At 60.7% G+C, this 22,302-nt stretch carries 14 protein-coding genes; 3 read left to right on the top strand and 11 right to left on the bottom strand.

Features of this window, described 5'->3' with window-relative positions; genetic code table 11:
- Positions 1–110: 110 nt before the first annotated feature.
- The 9 genes from gltB to M2401_RS15965 form a co-directional block, all read right to left on the bottom strand.
- Positions 111–4,556, bottom strand: coding sequence for a glutamate synthase large subunit (gltB, locus tag M2401_RS16005; protein WP_259104296.1), 4,446 nt, complete (start codon positions 4,554–4,556; stop codon positions 111–113).
- Positions 4,557–4,913: 357 nt separating this feature from the next.
- Positions 4,914–6,581: an AAA family ATPase gene (locus M2401_RS16000; RefSeq protein WP_259104294.1), complete on the bottom strand. Its 1,668-nt coding sequence runs from the start codon at positions 6,579–6,581 to the stop codon at positions 4,914–4,916.
- Positions 6,582–6,591: 10 nt separating this feature from the next.
- Positions 6,592–7,695 carry a 3-dehydroquinate synthase gene (gene aroB / locus M2401_RS15995; RefSeq protein ID WP_259104293.1) on the bottom strand — a complete coding sequence of 368 codons (1,104 nt, stop codon included), beginning with the start codon at positions 7,693–7,695 and terminating at the stop codon, positions 6,592–6,594.
- A gap of 113 nt (positions 7,696–7,808) precedes the next feature.
- Positions 7,809–8,327: a shikimate kinase AroK gene (aroK, locus tag M2401_RS15990; RefSeq protein ID WP_259104291.1), complete on the bottom strand. Its 519-nt coding sequence runs from the start codon at positions 8,325–8,327 to the stop codon at positions 7,809–7,811.
- Between the two features lie 4 nt (positions 8,328–8,331).
- A complete protein-coding gene (gene pilQ, locus M2401_RS15985) occupies positions 8,332–10,455 on the bottom strand; it encodes a type IV pilus secretin PilQ (RefSeq protein ID WP_259104290.1) in 2,124 nt (707 codons plus the stop codon).
- Positions 10,456–10,493: 38 nt separating this feature from the next.
- Positions 10,494–11,021: a pilus assembly protein PilP gene (locus M2401_RS15980; RefSeq protein ID WP_259104289.1), complete on the bottom strand. Its 528-nt coding sequence runs from the start codon at positions 11,019–11,021 to the stop codon at positions 10,494–10,496.
- On the bottom strand, positions 11,018–11,641 hold the full coding sequence (pilO, locus tag M2401_RS15975) for a type 4a pilus biogenesis protein PilO (protein WP_259104287.1): 624 nt from the start codon (positions 11,639–11,641) through the stop codon (positions 11,018–11,020). Before pilO ends, M2401_RS15980 begins: the two co-directional genes overlap by 4 nt.
- The gene (locus M2401_RS15970) at positions 11,638–12,204 is read right to left on the bottom strand and encodes a PilN domain-containing protein (RefSeq protein ID WP_259104285.1); all 567 of its coding nucleotides are present in this window, start codon (positions 12,202–12,204) and stop codon (positions 11,638–11,640) included. Before M2401_RS15970 ends, pilO begins: the two co-directional genes overlap by 4 nt.
- On the bottom strand, positions 12,204–13,268 hold the full coding sequence (locus M2401_RS15965; protein WP_259104284.1) for a pilus assembly protein PilM: 1,065 nt from the start codon (positions 13,266–13,268) through the stop codon (positions 12,204–12,206). The genes M2401_RS15970 and M2401_RS15965 overlap by 1 nt, the downstream gene beginning before the upstream one ends.
- Before the next feature lie 209 nt (positions 13,269–13,477).
- On the opposite strand from M2401_RS15965, the gene M2401_RS15960 reads away from it, so the two are divergent.
- Positions 13,478–15,919: a penicillin-binding protein 1A gene (locus tag M2401_RS15960; protein ID WP_409033937.1), complete on the top strand. Its 2,442-nt coding sequence runs from the start codon at positions 13,478–13,480 to the stop codon at positions 15,917–15,919.
- Positions 15,920–16,118: 199 nt separating this feature from the next.
- On the opposite strand, the gene M2401_RS15955 is transcribed toward M2401_RS15960, so the two are convergent.
- Both M2401_RS15955 and rpmE read right to left on the bottom strand, forming a co-directional pair.
- Positions 16,119–17,387 (bottom strand): malic enzyme-like NAD(P)-binding protein, encoded by a 1,269-nt coding sequence (locus tag M2401_RS15955; RefSeq protein ID WP_259104281.1) that lies wholly within the window; start codon positions 17,385–17,387, stop codon positions 16,119–16,121.
- A gap of 371 nt (positions 17,388–17,758) precedes the next feature.
- Complete coding sequence (rpmE, locus tag M2401_RS15950) at positions 17,759–17,980, bottom strand: 50S ribosomal protein L31 (RefSeq protein WP_259104279.1); 222 nt, start codon at positions 17,978–17,980, stop codon at positions 17,759–17,761.
- Between the two features lie 167 nt (positions 17,981–18,147).
- Between rpmE and M2401_RS15945 the strand changes: the two genes are divergently transcribed.
- On the top strand, positions 18,148–20,367 hold the full coding sequence (locus tag M2401_RS15945; RefSeq protein ID WP_259104277.1) for a primosomal protein N': 2,220 nt from the start codon (positions 18,148–18,150) through the stop codon (positions 20,365–20,367).
- Between the two features lie 198 nt (positions 20,368–20,565).
- Complete coding sequence (gene argS, locus M2401_RS15940) at positions 20,566–22,302, top strand: arginine--tRNA ligase (RefSeq protein ID WP_259104276.1); 1,737 nt, start codon at positions 20,566–20,568, stop codon at positions 22,300–22,302.

Here is a 22,302-nt window from a genome sequence, read left to right as displayed (position 1 = left end):
CTCTACGGGCAGCTTCAAGCTATAAGCTTCAAGCTGCAAGAATCATGATCGCAGGCATCTCGCGCACTGCTGTTAACTTGCGGCTTGAAGCTTGCCGCTCGCAGCTGCTGTTATTGCGGATTCGCCGTGGTGCTGGAGAGCAACGACTTCAGGCTCGCGGCCTTCGGCTTGACCATCCAGAAGCGGCGCAGGTAGTCATCCAGGTTTTCCCAGAGATTACGCCCCCACTCGCTGTCGGTTTCCGCGACGTATTCAGCCAGCACGCCTTCCAGGTGAGTGCGATAAGCCTCCATCGCCTCGCCGCTGATCCGCTGGATTTCCACCAGTTCGTGGTTGACCCGGTCAACGAAGGTGTTGTCCTGGTCGAGCACGTAGGCAAAACCACCGGTCATGCCGGAACCGAAGTTGTAGCCGGTCTTGCCCAGTACACAGACGAAACCGCCGGTCATGTATTCGCAGCAGTGGTCACCGGTGCCTTCGACCACGGTATGAGCACCGGAGTTGCGCACGGCGAAACGCTCGCCCGCAGTACCGGCAGCGAACAGCTTGCCGCCAGTGGCGCCGTACAGGCAGGTGTTACCGATGATGGCGCTGTCCTGGGTCTTGAACGGGCTGCCTTTGGGCGGAACGATGACCAGTTTGCCGCCAGTCATGCCCTTGCCGACGTAGTCGTTGGCGTCGCCTTCCAGGTACATGTTCAGGCCGCCGGCGTTCCACACGCCAAAGCTCTGCCCGGCAGTACCGGTGAAGCGGAAGGTGATCGGCGCCTTGCTCATGCCCTGGTTGCCGTGCAGCTTGGCGATTTCGCCGGAGATGCGGGCACCGATGGAGCGGTCGCAGTTGCAGATATCCAGGGCGTAGTCGCCGCCGCTGAGACTTTCGATGGACGACTTCGCCAGCTCGACCATCTTCTCGGCCAGCAGGCCTTTGTCGAACGGCGGGTTGCGGTCGACCAGGCTGAACTGCGGCTTGTCGGCAGGGATATGGTCGCTGCCCAGCAGAGGTGTCAGGTCCAGGTGATTCTGTTTGTCGGTTTCACCCGGCAGGATTTCCAGCAGATCGGTACGGCCGATCAGCTCTTCCAGGGAGCGCACGCCCAGCTTGGCCAGCCATTCGCGGGTTTCTTCGGCCACGTAGGTGAAGAAGTTGATCACCATGTCGACGGTGCCGATGTAGTGGTCCTTGCGCAGCTTATCGTTCTGGGTCGCGACGCCGGTTGCGCAGTTGTTCAGGTGGCAGATGCGCAGGTATTTACAGCCCAGGGCGATCATCGGCGCAGTACCGAAGCCGAAGCTTTCGGCGCCGAGGATGGCTGCCTTGATCACGTCGAGGCCGGTTTTCAGGCCACCGTCGGTCTGTACCCGGACCTTGCCGCGCAGGTCATTGCCGCGCAAGGTCTGGTGGGTTTCGGCAAGGCCCAGTTCCCACGGAGCGCCCGCGTACTTGATCGACGACAGTGGCGACGCGCCGGTGCCGCCGTCATAGCCGGAAATGGTGATCAGGTCAGCATAAGCCTTGGCCACACCGGCAGCGATGGTGCCGACGCCCGCTTCTGCCACCAGTTTCACCGACACCAGTGCGGCCGGGTTGACCTGCTTGAGGTCAAAGATCAGCTGCGACAAGTCTTCGATGGAATAGATGTCGTGGTGCGGCGGCGGCGAGATCAGGGTCACGCCCGGCACGGCATAGCGCAGCTTGGCGATCAGGCCGTTGACCTTGCCGCCAGGCAGTTGCCCGCCTTCGCCCGGCTTGGCACCCTGGGCCACCTTGATCTGCAGCACATCGGCGTTGACCAGATATTCCGGGGTGACACCGAAACGACCGGTAGCGATCTGCTTGATCTTGGAGCTGCGGATGGTGCCGTAGCGTGCAGGATCTTCGCCGCCCTCACCGGAGTTGGAGCGCGCGCCCAGACGGTTCATGGCCTCGGCCAGAGCTTCGTGGGCCTCTGGCGACAGAGCGCCAAGGGAAATACCGGCGGAGTCGAAGCGCTTGAGGATCTGCTCAAGCGGCTCGACTTCTTCCATGGCCAGCGGCTGCTCGGCGGTCTTGACCTTGAACAGGTCGCGAATCATCGAGACCGGACGCTCGTCGACCAGTGCGGTGTATTCCTTGAACTTGCTGTAGTCGCCCTGTTGCACGGCGGCTTGCAGGGTCGCGACCACATCAGGGTTGTAGGCGTGGTATTCACCGCCGTAGACGAACTTGAGCAGGCCACCTTGCTGGATCGGCTTGCGCGGGCTCCAGGCTTCGGCGGCGAGGGCTTTCTGCTCGGCTTCGATATCGACGAAACGCGCGCCCTTGATGCGGCTCGGCACACCACGGAAGCTCAGGTCACAGACTTCCTCGGACAGACCGATGGCTTCGAACAGCTGCGCACCACGGTAAGAAGCGATGGTCGAGATACCCATCTTCGAGAGGATCTTGAGCAGGCCCTTGGTGATGCCTTTGCGGTAGTTCTTGAACACTTCATAGAGATCGCCCAGCACTTCGCCGGTACGGATCAGGTCGCCCAGCACTTCGTAGGCCAGGAACGGATAGACCGCCGAGGCGCCGAAGCCGATGAGCACGGCGAAGTGATGCGGGTCGCGAGCGGTAGCGGTCTCGACCAGGATGTTACTGTCGCAACGCAGGCCTTTCTCGACCAGACGGTGGTGCACGGCACCGGTCGCCAGGGAAGCGTGGACCGGCAGCTTGCCCGGTGCGATATGACGGTCGCTGAGAACGATCTGGGTACGCCCGGAACGCACGGCTTCTTCAGCCTGGTCGGCGATGTTGCGCACCGCTGCTTCCAGGCCCACACCTTGCTCGTAATTGAGGTCGATGATCTGGCGTTCGAAACCCGGACGCTCCAGGTTCATCAGCGAGCGCCACTTGGCCGGGGAAATGACCGGCGAGCTGAGGATCACGCGGGAAGCGTGCTCAGGCGATTCCTGGAAGATGTTGCGCTCGGCACCGAGGCAGATTTCCAGCGACATGACGATCGCTTCACGCAGCGGGTCGATCGGCGGGTTGGTGACCTGAGCGAACTGCTGACGGAAATAATCGTAAGGCGAGCGCACACGACGCGACAGCACGGCCATCGGCGTGTCATCGCCCATGGAACCGACCGCTTCCTGACCTTGCTCGCCCAGCGGACGCAGGACCTGATCACGCTCTTCGAAGGTGACTTGGTACATCTTCATGTACTGCTTGAGCTGATCCGGACTGTAGAACGCCGAACCATGGTCGTGGTCGTCGATGGTGGCCTGGATGCGCAGGGCGTTCTTGCGCAGCCACTGCTTGTAGGGGTGGCGCGACTTCAGGCGGTTGTCGATGGCATCGGTGTCGAGGATCTGGCCGGTTTCGGTATCCACGGCAAAGATCTGGCCCGGACCGACACGGCCCTTGGCGATGACGTCTTCAGGCTTGTAGTTCCATACGCCGATTTCCGACGCCAGTGTGATGTAGCCGTTGGTGGTGGTGACCCAACGCGCCGGACGCAGACCGTTACGGTCGAGCAGGCACACCGCGTGGCGACCTTCGGTCATCACGACGCCGGCCGGGCCGTCCCACGGCTCCATGTGCATCGAGTTGTACTCATAGAACGCCCGCAGATCGGGGTCCATGGTCTCGACGTTCTGCCACGCTGGCGGAATGATCATGCGCACGCCACGGAACAGGTCGATGCCGCCGGTGACCATCAGCTCGAGCATGTTGTCCATGCTCGAGGAGTCGGAGCCGACGCGGTTGACCAACGGGCCCAGCTCATCGAGTTCCATCAGATCGTTGGCGAACTTGGTGCGACGGGCCTGGGCCCAGTTGCGGTTGCCGGTGATGGTGTTGATCTCGCCGTTGTGGGCGAGGAAGCGGAACGGCTGCGCCAACGGCCATTTCGGCAGGGTGTTGGTGGAGAAGCGCTGGTGGAACACGCAGATCGCGGTTTGCAGGCGCTCGTCGCTCAGGTCCGGGAAGAAGGCCGTCAGGTCGGCCGGCATCATCAGACCCTTGTAGATGATGGTCTTGTGCGAAAAGCTGCAGATGTAGTGCTCGGTATCAGCGGCGTTGGACACCGACGAACGGCGGCGCGCACTGAATAGCTTGATCGCGAATTCCTGATCGCTGAGGCCTTCGCCACCGATAAACACCTGCTCGATTTTCGGCAGGCGCTCCAGGGCCAGGCGGCCGAGGACGCTGGTGTCGATCGGCACTTGGCGCCAGCCGACCAGATCCAGGCCTTCGGCAAGGATTTCGCGGTTCATGTTCTCGCGTGCAGCTTCAGCCTTGGCGTCATCCTGATTGAGGAAGACCATGCCGACCGCGTACTGGCGCGGCAGCTCTTTGCCGAAGTGCTCAGTGGCAACGGCACGCAGGAACATGTCGGGTTTTTGAATCAACAGACCGCAACCGTCGCCGGTCTTGCCGTCAGCGTTGATCCCACCACGGTGGGTCATGCAGGTCAGGGCTTCAATAGCCGTCTGCAACAGATGATGACTGGGCTCGCCTTGCATGTGAGCAATGAGGCCGAAACCACAGTTATCCTTGAATTCATCCGGATGGTACAGACCTGCTTTCATAGACACTTTCTCACCAGGCTGCCTCTATGCGAGGCAAATTTCTTTTCAATTCAACCGGTTACCATCCACGCCGAACGTTCGTCGGCTTTGCGGGGGCAAATGGGAGGTCATTGTACACAGCGACACAAAAGCCCACAAATTAAACGACGAAGCGTCGCAAATTCGTGTCGCATTTATGAAAGTTTTACAGGCGGATTCCGTGCTAGTCAAAGTCCTTTTGGGTGATTCTGACTAACGCGTCCTGGATTTGGCGTGTGTCTGTAACGCAGACACCACAAGGCGCGCTACCGGAAAGCAGCGCGCCAGTGGGCAATTCAGGAGAGCTGGGTGAGCGACCTGGGTAAGGTCGCTGCGACATCAGCGAGTGGCGCCGAGTTCCTGTTGGATACTGGCGACAGTACGAGGCCAAGGTTTACCAGCCTGAACCTTGGCTGGCAAGACCTTGATGGCGGCCAGGGCGGCAGCGCGGTCGGAAAAACTACCGTAAGTCACGACATACAAGGGCTTGCCCTGCAGCGTTTTCTTGAAGTAACGGTACTCGCCGCCCTGCTCGGCCACGTAGGCCTGAGCGGTCGCTTCGGAACTGGTGCCAAGGATCTGCACGACATAATGACCCGGTGCCTGGCTGCTGTACCAGTTACCGCCCGCAGCCGGTTTGGCCGCGGCCGCTGGCTTCTCGGCCGGCTTTTCCACCGGCTTGGGCGCTGGCTTGGCCGTGGCGACCTGCACAGGAGCTGGCGTCGGCGCTGGCGCTGGCTTCGCCGCCGGAGCAGGCGCTGGACGAGCCGCAGCGGCTGCAGCAGCTGCTGCCGCACCGGCAGGTGGCTGAATGGACGAACGCGGGCCTTGCGGCACGGCACTGGCAACAGCGCCTTGTGGCGGCGCAGCGGTGGTGACGGTCGGTGGCTGGCCTGGCGACGTGGACGGCACGCCATCATCATCGCCATCACCCGAACCGGCCGCCTCGGCCAACGGGCCGCGCATCACGGGTTGAGAATTACCGACCAATGGCAACGGCATCGGCTGGGTATTGCCCGCGAACTCAATGGCCGGACCACCATTGTTGGACTGCTGCGCGACCGGCTTGCCCTGGCCCAGCGGCAATTGCGCCTGAGCGGCAGGTGCTGCGGGTGCAGTGGAGTTGCTGTTGCCACCACGCCCCGGCATCAGCCACGCGGCCAGTACCCCGACCACTACCACGGCTCCTAAAGCCAATACGTGTTTCTTCGGCATTTTGAACCCCATACTTGGACGCTTGACCGCCGTACGACTGGCGATCATCGCTTCAATCATCGAATCTCGGGCCACCTGGTTGATCGCACCAGGCCAGCCATTGGAATGTTCGTGAATATCGCTGATCTGTTCGGCCGTGAACAAGCCGATCCCCTGCCCGGCACCTTCGAGGCGCTGCTCCAGGTATTCGCGGGTTTCATCCTCGGTGTAAGGCTGCAACTCGATGACATGGAAACGCTCGCCTTCGGTCTCACCGGAGACCTTGTCGCACAGCGTTTCCAGGCGATCGATCAACGAAGCCTCACCAAACAGGAACACATGAGGACGCCCCTCGGCAGTCCCGGCCGCCAAAACCAACAGGGCTTCGAGGGCGGAATCGCCGAGTTGTTCCGCATCGTCCACCAACACGTAGACTTCCTGGCCGGTCAGGGCCAGCTGCACGACCTGGGCTTGGATAGTGCGCATGTCGGCATGGGAAGTCCCCAGTGCCTGGGCAACCTGCTGCATGACGCCCGCAGCATCACTGGCGCCACGCGCGGCAACCACCACGCTCTGCACCGATTGCTTGTTGGTACTGGCAACCAGCGCCTGGCGCAACAGCGTCTTGCCACTGCCCTGAGGGCCGGTGACCAACAGGAGCAGCTGGCTGTAACGTGCCAGATGATGAAGCTGCCCCAGCACCGGCTTGCGTTGCGCCGGGAAAAACTTGAAGCCAGGCACCCGTGGTGCAAAAGGGTCATGACTTAACTGGTAATGGCCGAGGAAGGCCTCGTCGGCGTGCAAACTCGTCATGGATTTATCATTAGCCTCTAAGCTGATCCACCAGAGCGCGGTAATCCGTCGCCAGGGTGGCCTGAAGTACTTCTTTCGGATAATCGTCGGTAATCACCGCTTCACCCATACGGCTCAGCAGGACCAGACGCATACGGCCATCAAGCACTTTCTTGTCGACAGCCATGTGTTCGAGGAAGTGTTCCGGAGTCATTTCCTGCGGCGGCACCACCGGCAACCCGGCGCGCTGCAACAGGCGAATACCACGATCGCGCTCCTGGGCGGTGATCCAGCCCAGGCGCGAGGACATTTCCAGCGCCATCACCGTACCCGCCGCCACGGCTTCACCGTGCAACCATACGCCGTAACCCATATGGGTTTCGATGGCATGGCCGAAGGTGTGGCCCAGGTTGAGGGTGGCACGCACGCCGGTCTCGCGTTCATCGGCCCCCACGACCAAGGCCTTGGCCCGGCAGGAGCGCTCGATGGCTGCGGTCAACGCGACCTGATCCAGGCCGCGCAACTGGTCAACATGCTCTTCGAGCCAGACCAGAAAAGGCTCATCGCAAATCAGACCATATTTGATCACTTCGGCCAGACCGGCCGACAGCTCGCGCTCAGGCAAGGTGTTCAGGGTCGCGGTATCGATCAGCACCACATTGGGCTGATAGAAGGCGCCGACCATGTTCTTGCCCAGCGGATGGTTGATGCCGGTCTTGCCGCCCACGGACGAATCGACCTGGGACAACAGAGTGGTCGGCACCTGGATGAAATTGACGCCGCGCTGATAGCAGGCTGCGGCAAAGCCGGCCATATCGCCTATCACACCACCACCCAGTGCGATAACCGTGGTCCGGCGATCGTGGCGTGCCGTCAGCAGGCCATCAAAAATGGTTTGCAGGGTTTCCCAGTTCTTGAACGCCTCGCCATCAGGCAGCACCACCGAGATCACGCTGTATCCGGCCAGGGTGCGGGTCAGCCGCTCAAGATAAAGAGGTGCGACCGTCGCATTGGAGACGATGGCTACCTGACGACCGACGATATGCGGCGCCAGCAGCTCAAGCCGGTCCAGCAGGCCTTCGCCAATATGGATCGGGTAACTGCGTTCGCCAAGCTCGACCTTTAATGTCTGCATGTGTCCCCACATTGAATAACGATTGGGCATCTGCGAGCGGGAAAAAATGGCATAAAGCCATATCACCTGCCTGCTCCAGTGGTCGCCGAGGATAGCGCATTTCTGCCTGCGCTTTAACGGGGAGGAAGCTCTGCCAAGCGCGCGAGGATGTCAAGGACGACCATTCGCGGCGGCCGCTCGTCGGTTTCGATGATGATATCGGCAATCTCGCGATAGAGCGGATCGCGCAGGGCCAGCAGGTCACGCAGCACCTGTTCCGGGTTGGCGGTACGCAACAGCGGGCGATTGCGATCACGGGCCGTGCGGCCTACCTGCTGCTCAACCGAGGCGTGCAGATACACCACGCGCCCCCCGGCATGCAGGGCCTGGCGATTTTCACCGCGCATGACCGCGCCGCCACCGGTCGCCAGAACGACGCCGTCGGCAGCACAGAGCTCGGCAATCATGGCCTGCTCGCGATCACGAAATCCGGGTTCGCCTTCCTTGTCGAAGATCCACGGGATATTGGCTCCCGTGCGCAGTTCGATTTCCTTGTCGGAATCCTTGAACGGCAATCGCAGCTCTTTGGCCAGCAAACGGCCGATGGTGCTTTTGCCAGCACCCATCGGCCCTACAAGTATTAAATTTCGCACAGAATCAACGACTCACAGCAATCGCCGGGTTGTTCATGATACGCGGAGTCAGAAATACCAGCAGCTCGGATTTCTGCTCCGAAACCACGTCGCGTCGGAAAAGGCGGCCAATGTACGGCACATCGCCCAAAAATGGCACCTTGTCGACAACTTTGCTTTGCGTATTAGAGAACACACCACCGATCACGATGGTTTCGCCATCGGAGATCAGCACCTTGGCGTTGACCTCGTTTTTCTTGATCGGCGGTACGCCCAGCACTGTGTTCAGGTAGTCCGGCTCATCCTTGTTGACCTTCACTTCCATGATGATGCGGTTGTCAGGCGTGATCTGCGGCGTTACTTCCAGGGACAGCGCGGCCTGCTTGAACGAGACCGTGGTCGCGCCGCTGGAGCTGGCTTCCTGATACGGGATCTCCGTGCCCTTGAGAATCTTCGCAGTCTCTTTGTCAGAGGTCACGACTTTGGGCTGGGAGACGATTTCACCGTTACCGGTCTTCTCCATGGCACTCAACTCGAGATCAAGCAGGGTGTTACCAGTCATGAAGCCGATGCCGAAACCGGACGTGGCGTTGGCCGCACTGAGGTCGACATAGGGCGTGTTGGAGTTGAGGTTCTCGCCGGTATTGCCCGCCTCGTCACCGTTATCATCCAGACCATAGAGCTGCGCCCTTTTGCCCAGGTTGGTCGCGCCACCCCAACGCACACCGAGTGCCTTGTCATAACCGACGTTGGCTTCGACGATACGCGCTTCGATCATCACCTGACGCACCGGGATATCCAGTTGCGCCACGATGCGACGCAGCTCGTCGAGACGATCCTGGGTCTGGTAAGCAATGATGCTGTTGGTGCGGGCATCGACCGTGACCGAGCCGCGCTCTTTCTCTTCAGCGCCTTCGGCCTGTTGACGGGTCACCGATTTGAACAGATCGGCAATGTCCTTGGCCTTGGCGTAGTTGACCTGCAACAGCTCACGACGCAGCGGTGCCAGTTCGGCCACCTGCTTCATCGACTCCAGCTCCTGACGCTCGCGAGCGGCGATTTCATCCGCCGGCGCGATCAGCAGCACACTGCCGACCTTGCGCTTGTCCAGGCCCTTGGTTTTCAGCACCAGATCCAGCGCCTGATCCCATGGCACGTTCTGCAGGCGCAGGGTGATGCCGCCCTGAACGGTGTCACTGGCTACCAGGTTGAGGTTGGTAAAGTCGGCGATCAGTTGCAGCACCGAACGCACGTCGATGTCCTGGAAGTTCAGCGACAGCTTCTCGCCGGTGTACACCGGTTTGTCAGCCGCGCGGCGGGCCACGTCTTCGGTGGTCAAAGGACGCACGCTGATAGTCAGCTTGCTTTCGGTCTGGTAGGCCGAATAGTCGAAGGCTCCGGCAGGCTCGATTTCGATGCTGGACTTGTCGCCACTCACCGAAGCATTGACGAACTGCACTGGCGTCGCGAAATCCTTTACATCCAGGCGCACGCGCAGCTTGTCCGGCAGTTGTGTCTTGGCGAAATCGACGCGGATCTTGCCGCCCTGCTCCTGAATATCCGGCGCCATGGCCGGGTCGCTCAGGTCGATAATCACGTTGCCCTCACCCAGCTCACCGCGCTGGAAGTCAACATTCTTGATCACCCGGCCCACCGGGACATAGGCCTTGGCCGCAGTCGAAGGCGGCACCGAAACCTGGGCAGCGCCCTTGGTAATGGCTGGACGGGCTGCTGCAGGCTGTGCGGCAGGCGCTGCAGCAACAGGGCTCGGCCCCTGACCCACAACGACGAACAGGCGATTGCCTTCAACCCGCGTGGTATACGGTGCCAGCGTCGTCAGATTGACGATGACCCGCGTGCGGTCCTTGGCTTCGACCACGGTCACGCTGTGGGCGTTACCGGCGCCCAGGTCGCGAGTCTTGCTGGCCAACTGACTGACCACGCCTGGCAGATCCAGGGCGATACGCGCCGGTTGCGCAGTGGTATAGCCACGCGGTTCAGGGACCGGAGTGTCAAAGGTCAGCTTCAGCTCGACCCGGTCTCCAGGCAATGAAGCGACATCCAGCGCCTTCAGGCTGGCGGCCTGGGTCACCGGCGAAATCATCGCAATCCATAGCGATACGCCGATAATCGAGAGAATCCGGGTCATGATGAATTTCCGTTGTTGCATGCTTGTTCCAACCCACTTCATGAGCGTTCTTTAAGGGAGATACTGCGCGGTCGTTCCAGCCAGGCTCCCTCCCCATCAGAAACAATTTCGATGACATCCACCTGCGAATCACTGACCGAGACGATGCGGCCGTTATCGCGGCCCAGATAATCCCCTACCTTGACCCGATGCACGCCACCAGCGCCGCGTAACAGGGCAAAAGTACCGGTGTCGTTGGAGATCGTGCCGACCATTTCAAAGGTCTCGATGCCGAATCCTTCGAGGAACTGCTTGACCCGCGTCTCGTCCGGCTTGATCTGCCGCGAGCCTTTCTGCCGGGCGACGGTGTCGTTCTTGATCGGCGGCTGAAAAGGACTGCGCAGGTTCGAGGCGCTGTAGGCAAAGGCTTCGTAAGGACGAAACTTGGGCAGCGGCTCGATGACCCCGGTGGGCTTGGCCTTCGCTTCGTTCATGAACGTGGTCAAATCGGCAAACTGGTTGTCGTTGCCACAACCGGCCAGCCCCATCAAGGCCGCACTGACGCACAGCAATCGCGCCACCCTCATTTCTTCAGCCCTTCATCGTTGTAGCGGTAAGTCTTGGCCAGGATGCTCATGCGCAACTTCAGCGGATTCTTCGGGTCAGCCGGCTTGATCGCGAAATCATGCAAGGTAACGATCCGCGGCAGGCTGGAGACGCCGCTGGCGAAGGTCGCCAGGTCGTGGTAAGCCCCGACCACGGTGATCTGGATCGGCAGCTCGATGTAGAACGGCTGCACCGATTCGGGCAACAGCTTGATCTCTTCGAATTCCAGATTGCTGCTCAGGCCGGTACGGGTGATGTCCTCAAGCAGGCCGGGCACTTCGGTATCGCTGGGCAACTGCCGCAGCAAGGCGCCGAAGGTATTTTCCATCTCGGTCATCTGGCGCTTGTACGGCTCAAGGTTGGCCGCCTGGAACGCCTTGGTGGTGTACTGCTCCTTGAGCGTGCTCTCACCGATCTGCGCAGAACTGAGCTGGCCTTCAAGGTCCTGGATATAGAAGAAATACCCAAGGCCCAGCACCAGCACCATCAACAGTGCCGAAGCAATGACCTTGACCACCACCGGCCATGAGCCGAGGTTGTTGAGGTCCAACTCGCTGATTTCAACCTTGCGCAGGCTCTCCAGCCATTCTGCGGGCCTCATGGCTTGGCTCCCTCAACCGAAGGCTGCGTCTGGCGCACCGTCAGCTGGAAAGAGTTGGCCTGATCCACAGCACCGGCAGCGGCTGCCTTCACCTCAGTCAGGTTCGGCGACTCCAGCCACGATGAGGCAGCGAGATTACGCATCAGGTCCGACACCCGATTGTTCGACTCGGCGATGCCGCTGATGGAGATGAGTTTGTCCTTCATGGTCACTTCGTTGTAATAGACGCCGTCCGGAACACTGCGGGCCAGTTGATCGAAGACCCGGCCTATGACCTGTCGGTTGCCTTGCAGGTCCTGAATGATCTTCATCCGTTCCAGCAACTGCTTGCGACGTGCCTTGAGGTCGCTGATTTCCTTGATGCGCAGATCCAGTTGAGCGACCTCTTTCTGCACCAGGGCATTACGCGCCAGTTGATTGCTCAGTTCAGCGCTGAGGTAGCGATCGACAAGCATCAACAGGGCAACGGCCACTACCAGCACGCATGCCAAAGCGGTGAGGAAGCGTTTCTTGCGCTCTTCGCGCAGCTGTTCACGCCAGGGTAAAAGGTTAATCCGAGCCATCAGTCAAAGCTCCTCATGGCCAGGCCGCAGGCAATCATCAGGGCGGGGGCGTCACTGGACAATGCACCGGCATTGACCTTGGCGCTCAGAGCCATGTCGGCGAACGGATTGGCGACCAGGGTCGGTGTGCCGATGCGTTGCTGGATCAACCTGTCGAGACCGGCAATGGAAGCCGTACCGCCTGCCAGCATGATGTAGTCCACCGAGTTGTACTGCCCGGCGGCGAAGAAGAATTGCAATGAACGGGACACCTGCTGAACCAGAGCGTCCTTGTAAGGCGCCAGGACTTCCAGGTTGTAGTCGTCAGGCAGGCCGCCCTGTTTCTTGGCAAGCCCGGCCTCTTCCATGGACAGGCCATAGCGACGCTGGATTTCCTCGGTCAGCTGACGCCCGCCGAACAGCTGTTCGCGGGTATAGATGATGCGACCGCGGTGCAGCACGCTGAGGGTGGTCATGGTTGCGCCGATATCCACTACCGCGACGGTGAGCTCTTCGTGGCCGTTGCCCAACTGGGCCGAGAACAGACCGAACGAACGCTCCAGGGCATAGGCTTCCACGTCGACCACTTTGGCGGTCAGTCCCGCCAGAGCCAGGGCCGCTTCACGGACTTCGACGTTTTCCTTGCGGCAGGCAGCCAGCAGTACTTCGACGCGCTCGGGATTGCGCAGCGAATAACCCTGGACTTCAAAGTCGATGGACACTTCTTCGAGGGGATAGGGAATGTACTGGTCAGCTTCGATCTTGAGCTGATTTTCCATATCGTCGTCGCTCAGACCGGCATCCATCTCGATGGTCTTGGTGATGACCGCAGACCCGGCAACCGCAACCGCCGCATTTTTGACGCTGGTCTTGGCCTTGACGAGCACACGCGACAAGGCATGCCCGACGCCTTCCAGCTCAGCGATGTTCTTCTCGACCACAGCATTGGCGGGCAATGGTTCGACCGCGTATGACTCGACCTTGTAGCGTGTGCCGGAACGACTCAATTCAAGGAGTTTTACCGAGGTGGAGCTAATATCGATCCCTAGAAGGGTATTGGCCTTCTTACCAAAGAGTTCGAACACAACCTATTTCCTATGAGTTTCCGTCACTTACGGACAATTTTTTGTTCAGTGCCACCGGCGGCTGCCTTGACAGTAGCGCAAATAACGCTCGCAGACGAAAAATGCTTATAATGCCCAGCGTTTTTTTCGTTTAAACAAGCTTCAAGGCGTGTTCATTTGTTGATGCCTGCGCTTAACCCATTCTTTTTTCTGGAAATCCAAAAGCCTTGATACGCCTGCTGAAGTTTTTCTGGTGGTCTCTCGTCGCCATGGTCTGTGGGCTCGTGCTCGTTCTGAGCGGTGCCTATCTCTACCTGAGCCCCAGCCTGCCGTCCGTTGACGCCCTCAGAAGCATCCAGCTGCAGATTCCGCTGCGAGTTTATAGCAGTGACGGCAAATTGATTGCAGAGTTTGGCGAAATGCGTCGCTCGCCAATCCGCTTCTCCGAGATCCCGCCCAACTTCATCAACGCCTTGCTCTCGGCCGAAGACGACAACTTCGCCAACCATTACGGCGTCGACCCCAGCAGTCTGATGCGAGCTGCTTCACAACTGGTGAAAAGCGGCCATATTCAGACCGGCGGCAGCACCATCACCATGCAGGTGGCGAAAAACTTTTTCCTGACCAGCGAAAGAAGTTTTTCACGTAAAGCCACCGAGATTCTTCTTGCCTTGCAAATCGAGCGCCAACTGACCAAGGACGAGATCCTCGAGCTGTACGTCAACAAGATCTACCTGGGCAACCGCGCCTACGGTATCGAGGCGGCGTCGCAGGTTTACTACGGCAAATCCATCCGCGACGCCAGCCTGGGCCAGATGGCCACGATTGCCGGCCTGCCCAAGGCACCGTCGCGCTTCAACCCCCTGGCCAACCCGGCACGCGCCAAAGAGCGTCGCGACTGGATCCTGGGGCGCATGTTCAAGCTCGGCAAGATCGACGAAAAGGCCTATCAGACTGCTCTGGCCGAACCGCTCAACGCCAGTTATCACGTACCGACACCGGAAGTGAATGCCCCGTACATCGCCGAAATGGCCCGTGCCGAAATGGTTGGTCGCTATGGCAGCGATGCTTACACCGAAGGTTTCCGCGTCACCACCACCGTGCCAAGCGACCGCCAGGAAGACGCCAACCGCGCCGTCCAGGACGGTCTGATCGAATACGACCAGCGCCACGGCTACCGGGGTCCGGAAAGCCGCTTCCCCGGCATGACCCGTGAAGCCTGGGTTCAGGAATTGGTCAAACAGCGCACCATCAGCGGCCTTGAACCGGCCATCGTCACTCTGATCGACAAGAACGGCCTGCGCGTGCTGACCCATAACGGCGAGAAGGAAGAAACCGTTGCGTGGGACAGCATGAAATGGGCACGCCCTTATCTGAACACCAACAGCATAGGGGGAGCGCCGCGCTCGGCAGCTGACGTAGCTCATGTCGGCGACCTGATTCGCCTGCAGCGCAAGCCTGATGGCACCCTGAAGTTCAGCCAGATTCCGACCGCCCAAAGCGCGCTGGTGTCCCTGGACCCGAAAAATGGCGCCATCCGGGCACTGGTCGGCGGCTTTGCCTTCGAACAGAGCAATTACAACCGCGCCACCCAGGCCAAGCGCCAGCCAGGCTCGAGCTTCAAGCCGTTCGTTTATAGCGCCGCCCTGGATAACGGCTATACCGCCGCCAGCCTGGTCAACGACGCACCCATCGTGTTCGTCGACGAATACCTGGACAAGGTCTGGCGTCCGAAGAACGACAACGGCACCTTCCTCGGCCCGATCCGCCTGCGCGAAGCCCTGTACAAGTCGCGCAACCTGGTTTCGATCCGCCTGCTGCAGGCATTGGGTGTCGAGAGCACGATCGATTACATCACCCGTTTCGGCTTCAACAAGGCTGATCTGCCGCGCAACCTGTCCCTGGCCCTGGGTACTGCGACCCTGACGCCGATGGAAATCGTCACCGGCTGGAGCACTTTTGCCAACGGCGGCTACAAGATCTCGCCGTACCTGATCCAGAAGATCGAGAACCGCGAAGGCTCCACGCTGTTTACGGCCAATCCGCCAACCGTGCCAGCGGTTGACAGCAAAGTCGCGCCCAACACGTCGATCTATGCTGTCAATGATGGGCCGGCTTTGACCACCAACGTCACTCCTGCTGCCGTGGACCCTGCGGCCCCGGCTGTGGCCGAGCGCATCGTCGATGGCCGCACTACGTACATCCTCAACAGCATGCTCGAGGACGTGATCAAGCTGGGTACAGGCCGCCGCGCGCTGTCCATGGGCCGCCCGGATATCGCCGGCAAGACAGGTACGACCAACGAGTCCAAAGACGCCTGGTTCACCGGCTACAACGCCGACTACGTGACCACCGTGTGGACCGGCTTCGACCAGCCGGAAAGCCTTGGTCGTCGGGAATTTGGCGGCACCGTCGCCCTGCCGATCTGGATGGATTACATGAGCGCTGCGCTCAAGGACAAACCGCCGCATACCCAGGCCGAACCGGATGGCATTCTCAGCCTGCGGGTCGACCCGGTCAGTGGCCGCGCCGCGACGCCAAGCACGCCGAACGCCTTCTTCGAGCTATTCAAAAGCGAAGATACGCCACCAAGCGTGAATGAACTGGGCAATGGCGTAGTGCCGGGCAGCCCGCTGCCAGCAGATGAGTCGGCGCCGATCGACCTGTTCTAATGCACCAACACGGCATTCTGCGTCCGGATGTGACGCAGAGTGTCAGGTGACTGGTGGCCAGAAGCCATCATTAGAAAACGTAGCGGCTTTAGCCGCGAGATCGCCCTCCCGGCTAAAGCCGGTCCTACTCTCGCCGTCAATCAAATCGCACCCACAAAAAAACCCGCATCGCTGCGGGTTTTTTGTTTATCGCCCAACCTTAACCGTTGAACACGTCATCGACGCTTTTCAGCGGGTAGTGCTTCGGATACGGCAGGGTTGCAACGCCGGTCTCGATGGCCGCTTTCGCTACTGCGTCAGCGATCAGGCCTAACAGGCGTGCATCCATTGGTTTCGGGATGATGTACTCACGACCGAATTCCAGCTTGATGCCACCGTAAGCGTCGCAGACTTCCTGTGGAACCGGCAGCTTGGCCAGTTCACGCAGGGCGTTGGCCGCAGCGATTTTCATTTCTTCGTTGATACGCTTGGCGCGAACGTCCAGAGCACCACGGAAAATGAACGGGAAGCCCAGCACGTTGTTGACCTGGTTCGGGAAGTCCGAACGACCGGTGGCCATGATCACGTCGTCACGGGTGGCGTGAGCCAGGGCCGGAGCGATTTCCGGATCAGGGTTCGAGCAGGCGAACACGATCGGGTCACGAGCCATCAGCTTGAGGTTTTCCGCGCTCAACAGGTTCGGACCGGACAGGCCAACGAATACATCGGCACCATCGAGCGCATCGCTCAGGGTGCGTTTTTCCGTCGCGTGGGCAAACACTGCCTTGTACTGGTTCAGGTCGGTACGGCCGGAGTGGACCACGCCATTACGGTCGATCATGAAGATGTTTTCGATCTTCGCGCCCATGCTCACCAGCAACTTCATGCAGGAGATAGCAGCGGCACCGGCACCCAGGCAGACGATTTTCGCCTCTTCCAGGGTTTTGCCGACGATTTCCAGAGCGTTGATCATGCCGGCAGCGGTAACGATTGCGGTGCCATGTTGGTCATCATGGAAAACCGGAATGTCGCACTGCTCGATCAGAGCCTTTTCGATCTCAAAGCACTCAGGTGCCTTGATATCTTCCAGGTTGATGCCGCCGAAAGTGATGGAGATACGTTTAACGGTGTCGATGAAAGCCTGCGGGCTTTCGGAGTCCACTTCGATATCGAAAACGTCGATCCCGGCGAAACGCTTGAACAGAACACCCTTGCCTTCCATGACCGGCTTGGACGCCAATGGACCCAGGTTACCCAGGCCAAGAATGGCGGTGCCGTCGGAGATCACTGCAACCAGGTTGCCCTTACCGGTGTAGCGGTAGGCCAGCTCAGGGTCACGAGCGATTTCACGGACTGGTTCAGCAACACCCGGGCTGTAGGCCAGCGCCAGATCACGAGCGGTTGCAGTAGGCTTGGTGAGTTCAACGCTCAGTTTTCCTGGTCGGGGATTGGCGTGATACTCGAGAGCGGCAGTTTTCAGATCAGACATGTGTGCATTCCGCTTTTTTATTTCTGTGGGACAGACGGACCGCCGAGGATACGCAAGTAAGAAAGTCCGAACAAGACTGCCCGGTCACTTGTGTCAAGGGGCGCGAGCTACGACTTTACGCTTATACGCGGGACTCCGGGACCCCGCCGCAGAGCGTTCAAACCGCAGGCAGCCGCACAATCATAGGATGACCGATCAGGTTCAGCCAGCGCACCCACCCTTGCCAGACGCCCTCTCGTCGCACACATCCTTGCAGCGCCCTGCGGCGTTGCGCCGCACACTGTCGAGCTGACTGAAAACCTAAATGGAGTAAATCGCGGGTACAAAAAAGGCGCCCCGAAGGACGCCTTTTTGCACAGCAAAACCAGGGATTAGTTGGTTTTGGCAGCGCCGAACGCGCCGAAACGCGATTTGAAACGGTCAACACGACCGCCCACATCCAGCGTCTTCTGCTTGCCGGTGTAGAACGGGTGGCATTCGTTGCAAACGTCCAGGCTCAGAGGCTTGGCGAGAGTGGAACGAGTTTTGATGACATTGCCGCAGCTGCAGGTTGCGTCAATGGCTTCGTAAACTGGATGGATATCAGCTTTCATGGATACTTCCTCGGGCTAGACGTGCCGCCACCCAACACTATTGTTGAATACCGCACGTAATAAGGCTGCGGATACTACCAGACAATTGGAATGACGCAAGTGAACGGCAGCACCGATCGTCTGCTAAGCTCGCCGTCCGCTCACGACCGCAACAGGGAATTTCCCGCGTGCCCGACGCCATCCTGCGCCTTGCCCTGCCCTCACCGCTGCGCCGCCTGTTCGACTATCGCCTGCCCGCTGGCATTGAGCGCAGTGCGCTGCAACCGGGCATGCGCCTGCGGGTGCCATTCGGCTCGCGGCAGATGATCGGCGTGCTAATTGAGGTGGTGGATCATAGCGACGTCCCGGCCGACAAGCTCAAGCCCGCCCTGGCCCTGCTCGATCAGCAATCGCCGATGCCGCCGTCACTGTTCAAGCTGTGCCTGTGGACCTCGCAGTATTACCAGCACGGCCTGGGCGACACCCTCAGTTGGGCCCTGCCGGTGCTGTTGCGCCAGGGCGAGCCGGCCGAGTCGCGCCAGGAGCGCTTCTGGCAAGTGGCCCCCGACGCCAGCATCGACGACCCGCGTATCGCCCGCGCGCCCAAGCAGCGCGAAGCCTTGACTACCCTGGCCCAGCATCCTCACGGCGTTGCCCATCAGTTGCTCGACAAGCTGGAGCTGAATAAAAGCAGCCTCAACCTGCTGCTGGAAAAGAATCTGGTGCAGGTTGAAGTGCGCAGCCACGCGCCGGTCGCGCGCCACGAGCGCTGGCTGGCACAGCCGGAACTGCCGCTCAATACCGAACAGCGCGCGGCCTATCAGGCGATTCGTGCCGGTTTCGACAGCTTTCATGCCTTTCTTCTGGCGGGGGTCACCGGCAGCGGCAAGACCGAGGTCTACCTGCAACTGATCCGCGAGACGCTGGAAGCGGGCAAGCAGGCCCTGGTGCTGATTCCGGAGATCAACCTCGGCCCGCAAACCCTGGCGCGTTTCGAGCAGCGCTTCAATGCGCGTATCGCCCTGGTGCATTCGGCGGTCAACGACCGCGAGCGCCTCGATGCCTGGCTCGCCGCCCGGGATGGCGAGGCCGACATTATTATCGGCACTCGCTCGGCACTGTTTACGCCCATGAAGCATCCGGGCCTGATCATCATCGACGAAGAACACGACGGCTCCTATAAACAGCAGGAAGGCCTGCGCTACCACGCACGGGATCTGGCCCTGGTCCGCGCCCGTCAGGAGAACATCCCGATCGTACTGGGCTCGGCTACGCCGTCTCTGGAAAGCCTGCACAACGCCTATACCGGTCGCTACGGCCTGCTGCGCCTGACCCAACGCGCCGGTGGCGCCCAGCAGCCGCGCTTCCTGCGCCTGGACGTGAAAAGCCGGCCCATGGACAGCGGCATCTCCGGGCCGATGCAGCAGGCCATCGGCCAGACCCTGGCGGCGGGCCAACAGGTATTGGTGTTTCTCAACCGCCGTGGCTACGCCCCGACGCTGCTGTGTCATGACTGCGGCTGGCTGTCCGGTTGCCCGCGCTGCGATGCGCGCATGACCGTGCACCAGCGCTCCGGGGAACTACGCTGCCACCACTGCGGCCATGCCGAACGCGTGCCCCGCCAGTGCCCCTCGTGCAATCAGGTGGACCTGCGCCCGGTCGGCGCGGGCACCGAGCGGGCCGAGGATCGCCTGGCCATCCTGTTCCCGGATTACCCGGTGCTGCGGGTCGACCGCGACAGCACCTCGCGCAAGGACGCGATGAACCAGCTGTTTGCCACGGTCCAGCGCGGTCAACCGTGCATCCTCGTCGGCACGCAGATGCTCGCCAAGGGTCACCACTTCCCGCGGGTGACCCTGGTGTCGATCCTCGATGCCGATGGCGGGCTGTTTTCCGGCGACTTCCGCGCCGCCGAGCGCATGGCGCAGTTGATCGTGCAGGTCGCAGGCCGGGCAGGGCGTGCAGAAGAGCCGGGCAAAGTGATCATCCAGACCCACCTGGCCGACCATCCGCTGTTGGTGCAACTGACCGAACAGGGCTATTTCGCCTTCGCCGAGCAGGCCCTGAGCGAACGCCGCGCCGCCGGATTGCCGCCGTTCGCCCACCTGGCGCTGTTGCGTGCCGAGGCCCATAAACCGGGGCAGGCCGAAGGTTTTCTCGACGAAGCCTGTGCCGAAGCTGAGCAACTGGTCAGCGAAATGCAGTTGGGCGGCATCGAACTCCTCGGCCCGGTACCGGCGCCCATGGAGCGCCGCGCCGGACGTTTCCGCGCGCAGCTGCTGGTCCAGGCCAGCGCCCGGGCGCCGCTGCACCGCTTGCTCAATAGTTGGATGCTGGCCCTGGAGCAAATGCCCAGCGGCCGCCAGGTGCGCTGGTCGCTGGATGTGGATCCGGTGGATCTTTATTGATAGATAAGCCCCGTTGGAGCGAGGCTTGCCCGCGAAGAGGCCGGTACATCCGCCACATCTTCACAACATGAAACTACGCTTTCGCGGGCAAGCCTCGCTCCAACGGCGGTTGGCAATGTGGCTCCGTCAACGGATAATGCCCAGTTTTTCCACCCGCGCATCCAGGCGCCGCCGCGCTTGCGGTCGAAAGAGAGCATCATGAAAGACACCATTCGCCAGTTGATCCAACAAGCCCTGACCCGACTCGTCAACGAAGGCGTCTTGCCTGAAGGGCTGACCCCGGCGATTCAGGTGGAAAACGCCCGGGACAAGACCCACGGCGACTTCGCCAGCAATATCGCGATGATGCTGGCCAAGCCGGCGGGCATGAAGCCTCGCGACCTGGCGGAAAAACTCATCGCCGCGCTGCCGGCCGACGAGCAGATCAGCAAGGTCGAGATCGCCGGTCCCGGCTTCCTCAATTTCTTCCAGAATACCCAGGCCCTGGCCTCGCGCCTGGATGCCGCGCTGGCCGATGAGACCCTGTCGGTACGCAAGAATGGTGCGGTTCAGCGCGTCGTCGTCGACCTGTCAGCGCCGAACCTGGCCAAGGAAATGCACGTCGGCCACCTGCGTTCGACCATCATTGGCGACGGCGTGGCCAGTGTCCTGGAGTTCCTCGGCGACACCGTGATCCGCCAGAACCACGTCGGCGACTGGGGCACTCAGTTCGGCATGCTGCTGGCCTATCTACAGGAAACCCCGGCCACCAGCGACGAGCTGTCAGACCTGGAAAACTTCTACCGCGCCGCCAAGGGCCGCTTCGACGAGTCCGAAGAGTTCGCCGAGCGCGCCCGTGGCTTGGTGGTCAAGCTGCAGGCCGGTGATGCCGAGTGCCTGAGTTTGTGGACCCGCTTCAAGGACATTTCCCTGTCCCACTGCCAGGAAGTCTACGAGCGCCTCAACGTTAAACTGACTCCGGCCGACGTGATGGGCGAAAGCGCCTACAACGACGACCTGGCCAATGTCGTCAGCGACCTGAAGAAAGCCGGGCTGCTGGTCGAGAGCAACGGCGCCCAGTGCGTGTTCCTCGAAGAGTTCAAGACCGCCGAAGGCACGCCGCTGCCGGTGATCGTGCAAAAGGCCGGTGGCGGTTATCTGTACGCCACCACTGACCTGGCTGCCGTGCGCTACCGCAGCAACGTGTTGAAAGCCGATCGCGCCCTCTACTTCGTCGATCAGCGTCAGGCCCTGCACTTCCAGCAAGTGTTCGAAGTGGCCCGCCGCGCCGGTTTCGTCAGCAACGGCATGCACATGGAACACATGGGCTTCGGCACTATGAACGGCGCCGATGGCCGTCCGTTCAAGACCCGCGACGGCGGCACGGTGAAACTGGTCGATCTGCTCGACGAAGCGGAGGAACGCGCCTACACCCTGGTCAAGGAAAAGAACCCGGAGTTGGCCGAAAACGAGCTGCGCCAGATCGCCAAGGCCGTGGGCATCAGTGCGGTGAAATACGCCGACCTGTCCAAGCACCGCGCCAGTGACTACAGCTTCAACTTCGACCAGATGCTGAGCTTCGAAGGCAACACCGCGCCCTACCTGCTATACGCCTACACCCGCGTGGCCGGCGTATTCCGCAAGCTGGGCGAACCCTTCGATGCCAACAAGGGTCAGATCGTCCTGGATGCACCGCAGGAGCAGGAACTGGCCGCTCGTCTGGCCCAGTTCGGCGAAATTCTCAACAACGTCGCAGAGAAAGGCACCCCCCACGTGTTGTGCGCCTATATCTACGATCTGGCCGGGCTGTTTTCCAGTTTCTACGAAAACTGCCCGATCCTTGGTGCCGAGAACCCGGAACAACAACAAAGCCGTCTGCGCCTTGCCGCATTGACCGGTCGCACTCTCAAGCAAGGCCTGGATCTGTTGGGTCTGGAAACTCTGGAGCGTATGTAA

Source organism: Pseudomonas sp. JUb42 (assembly GCF_024807945.1).
GTDB lineage: Bacteria > Pseudomonadota > Gammaproteobacteria > Pseudomonadales > Pseudomonadaceae > Aquipseudomonas.
The sequence above is the reverse complement of the archived record's forward strand: the minus strand, read 5'-3'. Positions and strand labels throughout refer to the sequence as shown.

Coding starts and splice junctions, on each gene's coding strand:
- gltB (WP_259104296.1), bottom strand. CDS start 4,556: ATGAAAGCAGGTCTGTACCATCCGGATGAATTCAAGGATAACTGTGGT.
- M2401_RS16000 (WP_259104294.1), bottom strand. CDS start 6,581: ATGACGAGTTTGCACGCCGACGAGGCCTTCCTCGGCCATTACCAGTTA.
- aroB (WP_259104293.1), bottom strand. CDS start 7,695: ATGCAGACATTAAAGGTCGAGCTTGGCGAACGCAGTTACCCGATCCAT.
- pilQ (WP_259104290.1), bottom strand. CDS start 10,455: ATGACCCGGATTCTCTCGATTATCGGCGTATCGCTATGGATTGCGATG.
- M2401_RS15980 (WP_259104289.1), bottom strand. CDS start 11,021: ATGAGGGTGGCGCGATTGCTGTGCGTCAGTGCGGCCTTGATGGGGCTG.
- pilO (WP_259104287.1), bottom strand. CDS start 11,641: ATGAGGCCCGCAGAATGGCTGGAGAGCCTGCGCAAGGTTGAAATCAGC.
- M2401_RS15970 (WP_259104285.1), bottom strand. CDS start 12,204: ATGGCTCGGATTAACCTTTTACCCTGGCGTGAACAGCTGCGCGAAGAG.
- M2401_RS15955 (WP_259104281.1), bottom strand. CDS start 17,387: ATGTCTGATCTGAAAACTGCCGCTCTCGAGTATCACGCCAATCCCCGA.
- rpmE (WP_259104279.1), bottom strand. CDS start 17,980: ATGAAAGCTGATATCCATCCAGTTTACGAAGCCATTGACGCAACCTGC.
- argS (WP_259104276.1), top strand. CDS start 20,566: ATGAAAGACACCATTCGCCAGTTGATCCAACAAGCCCTGACCCGACTC.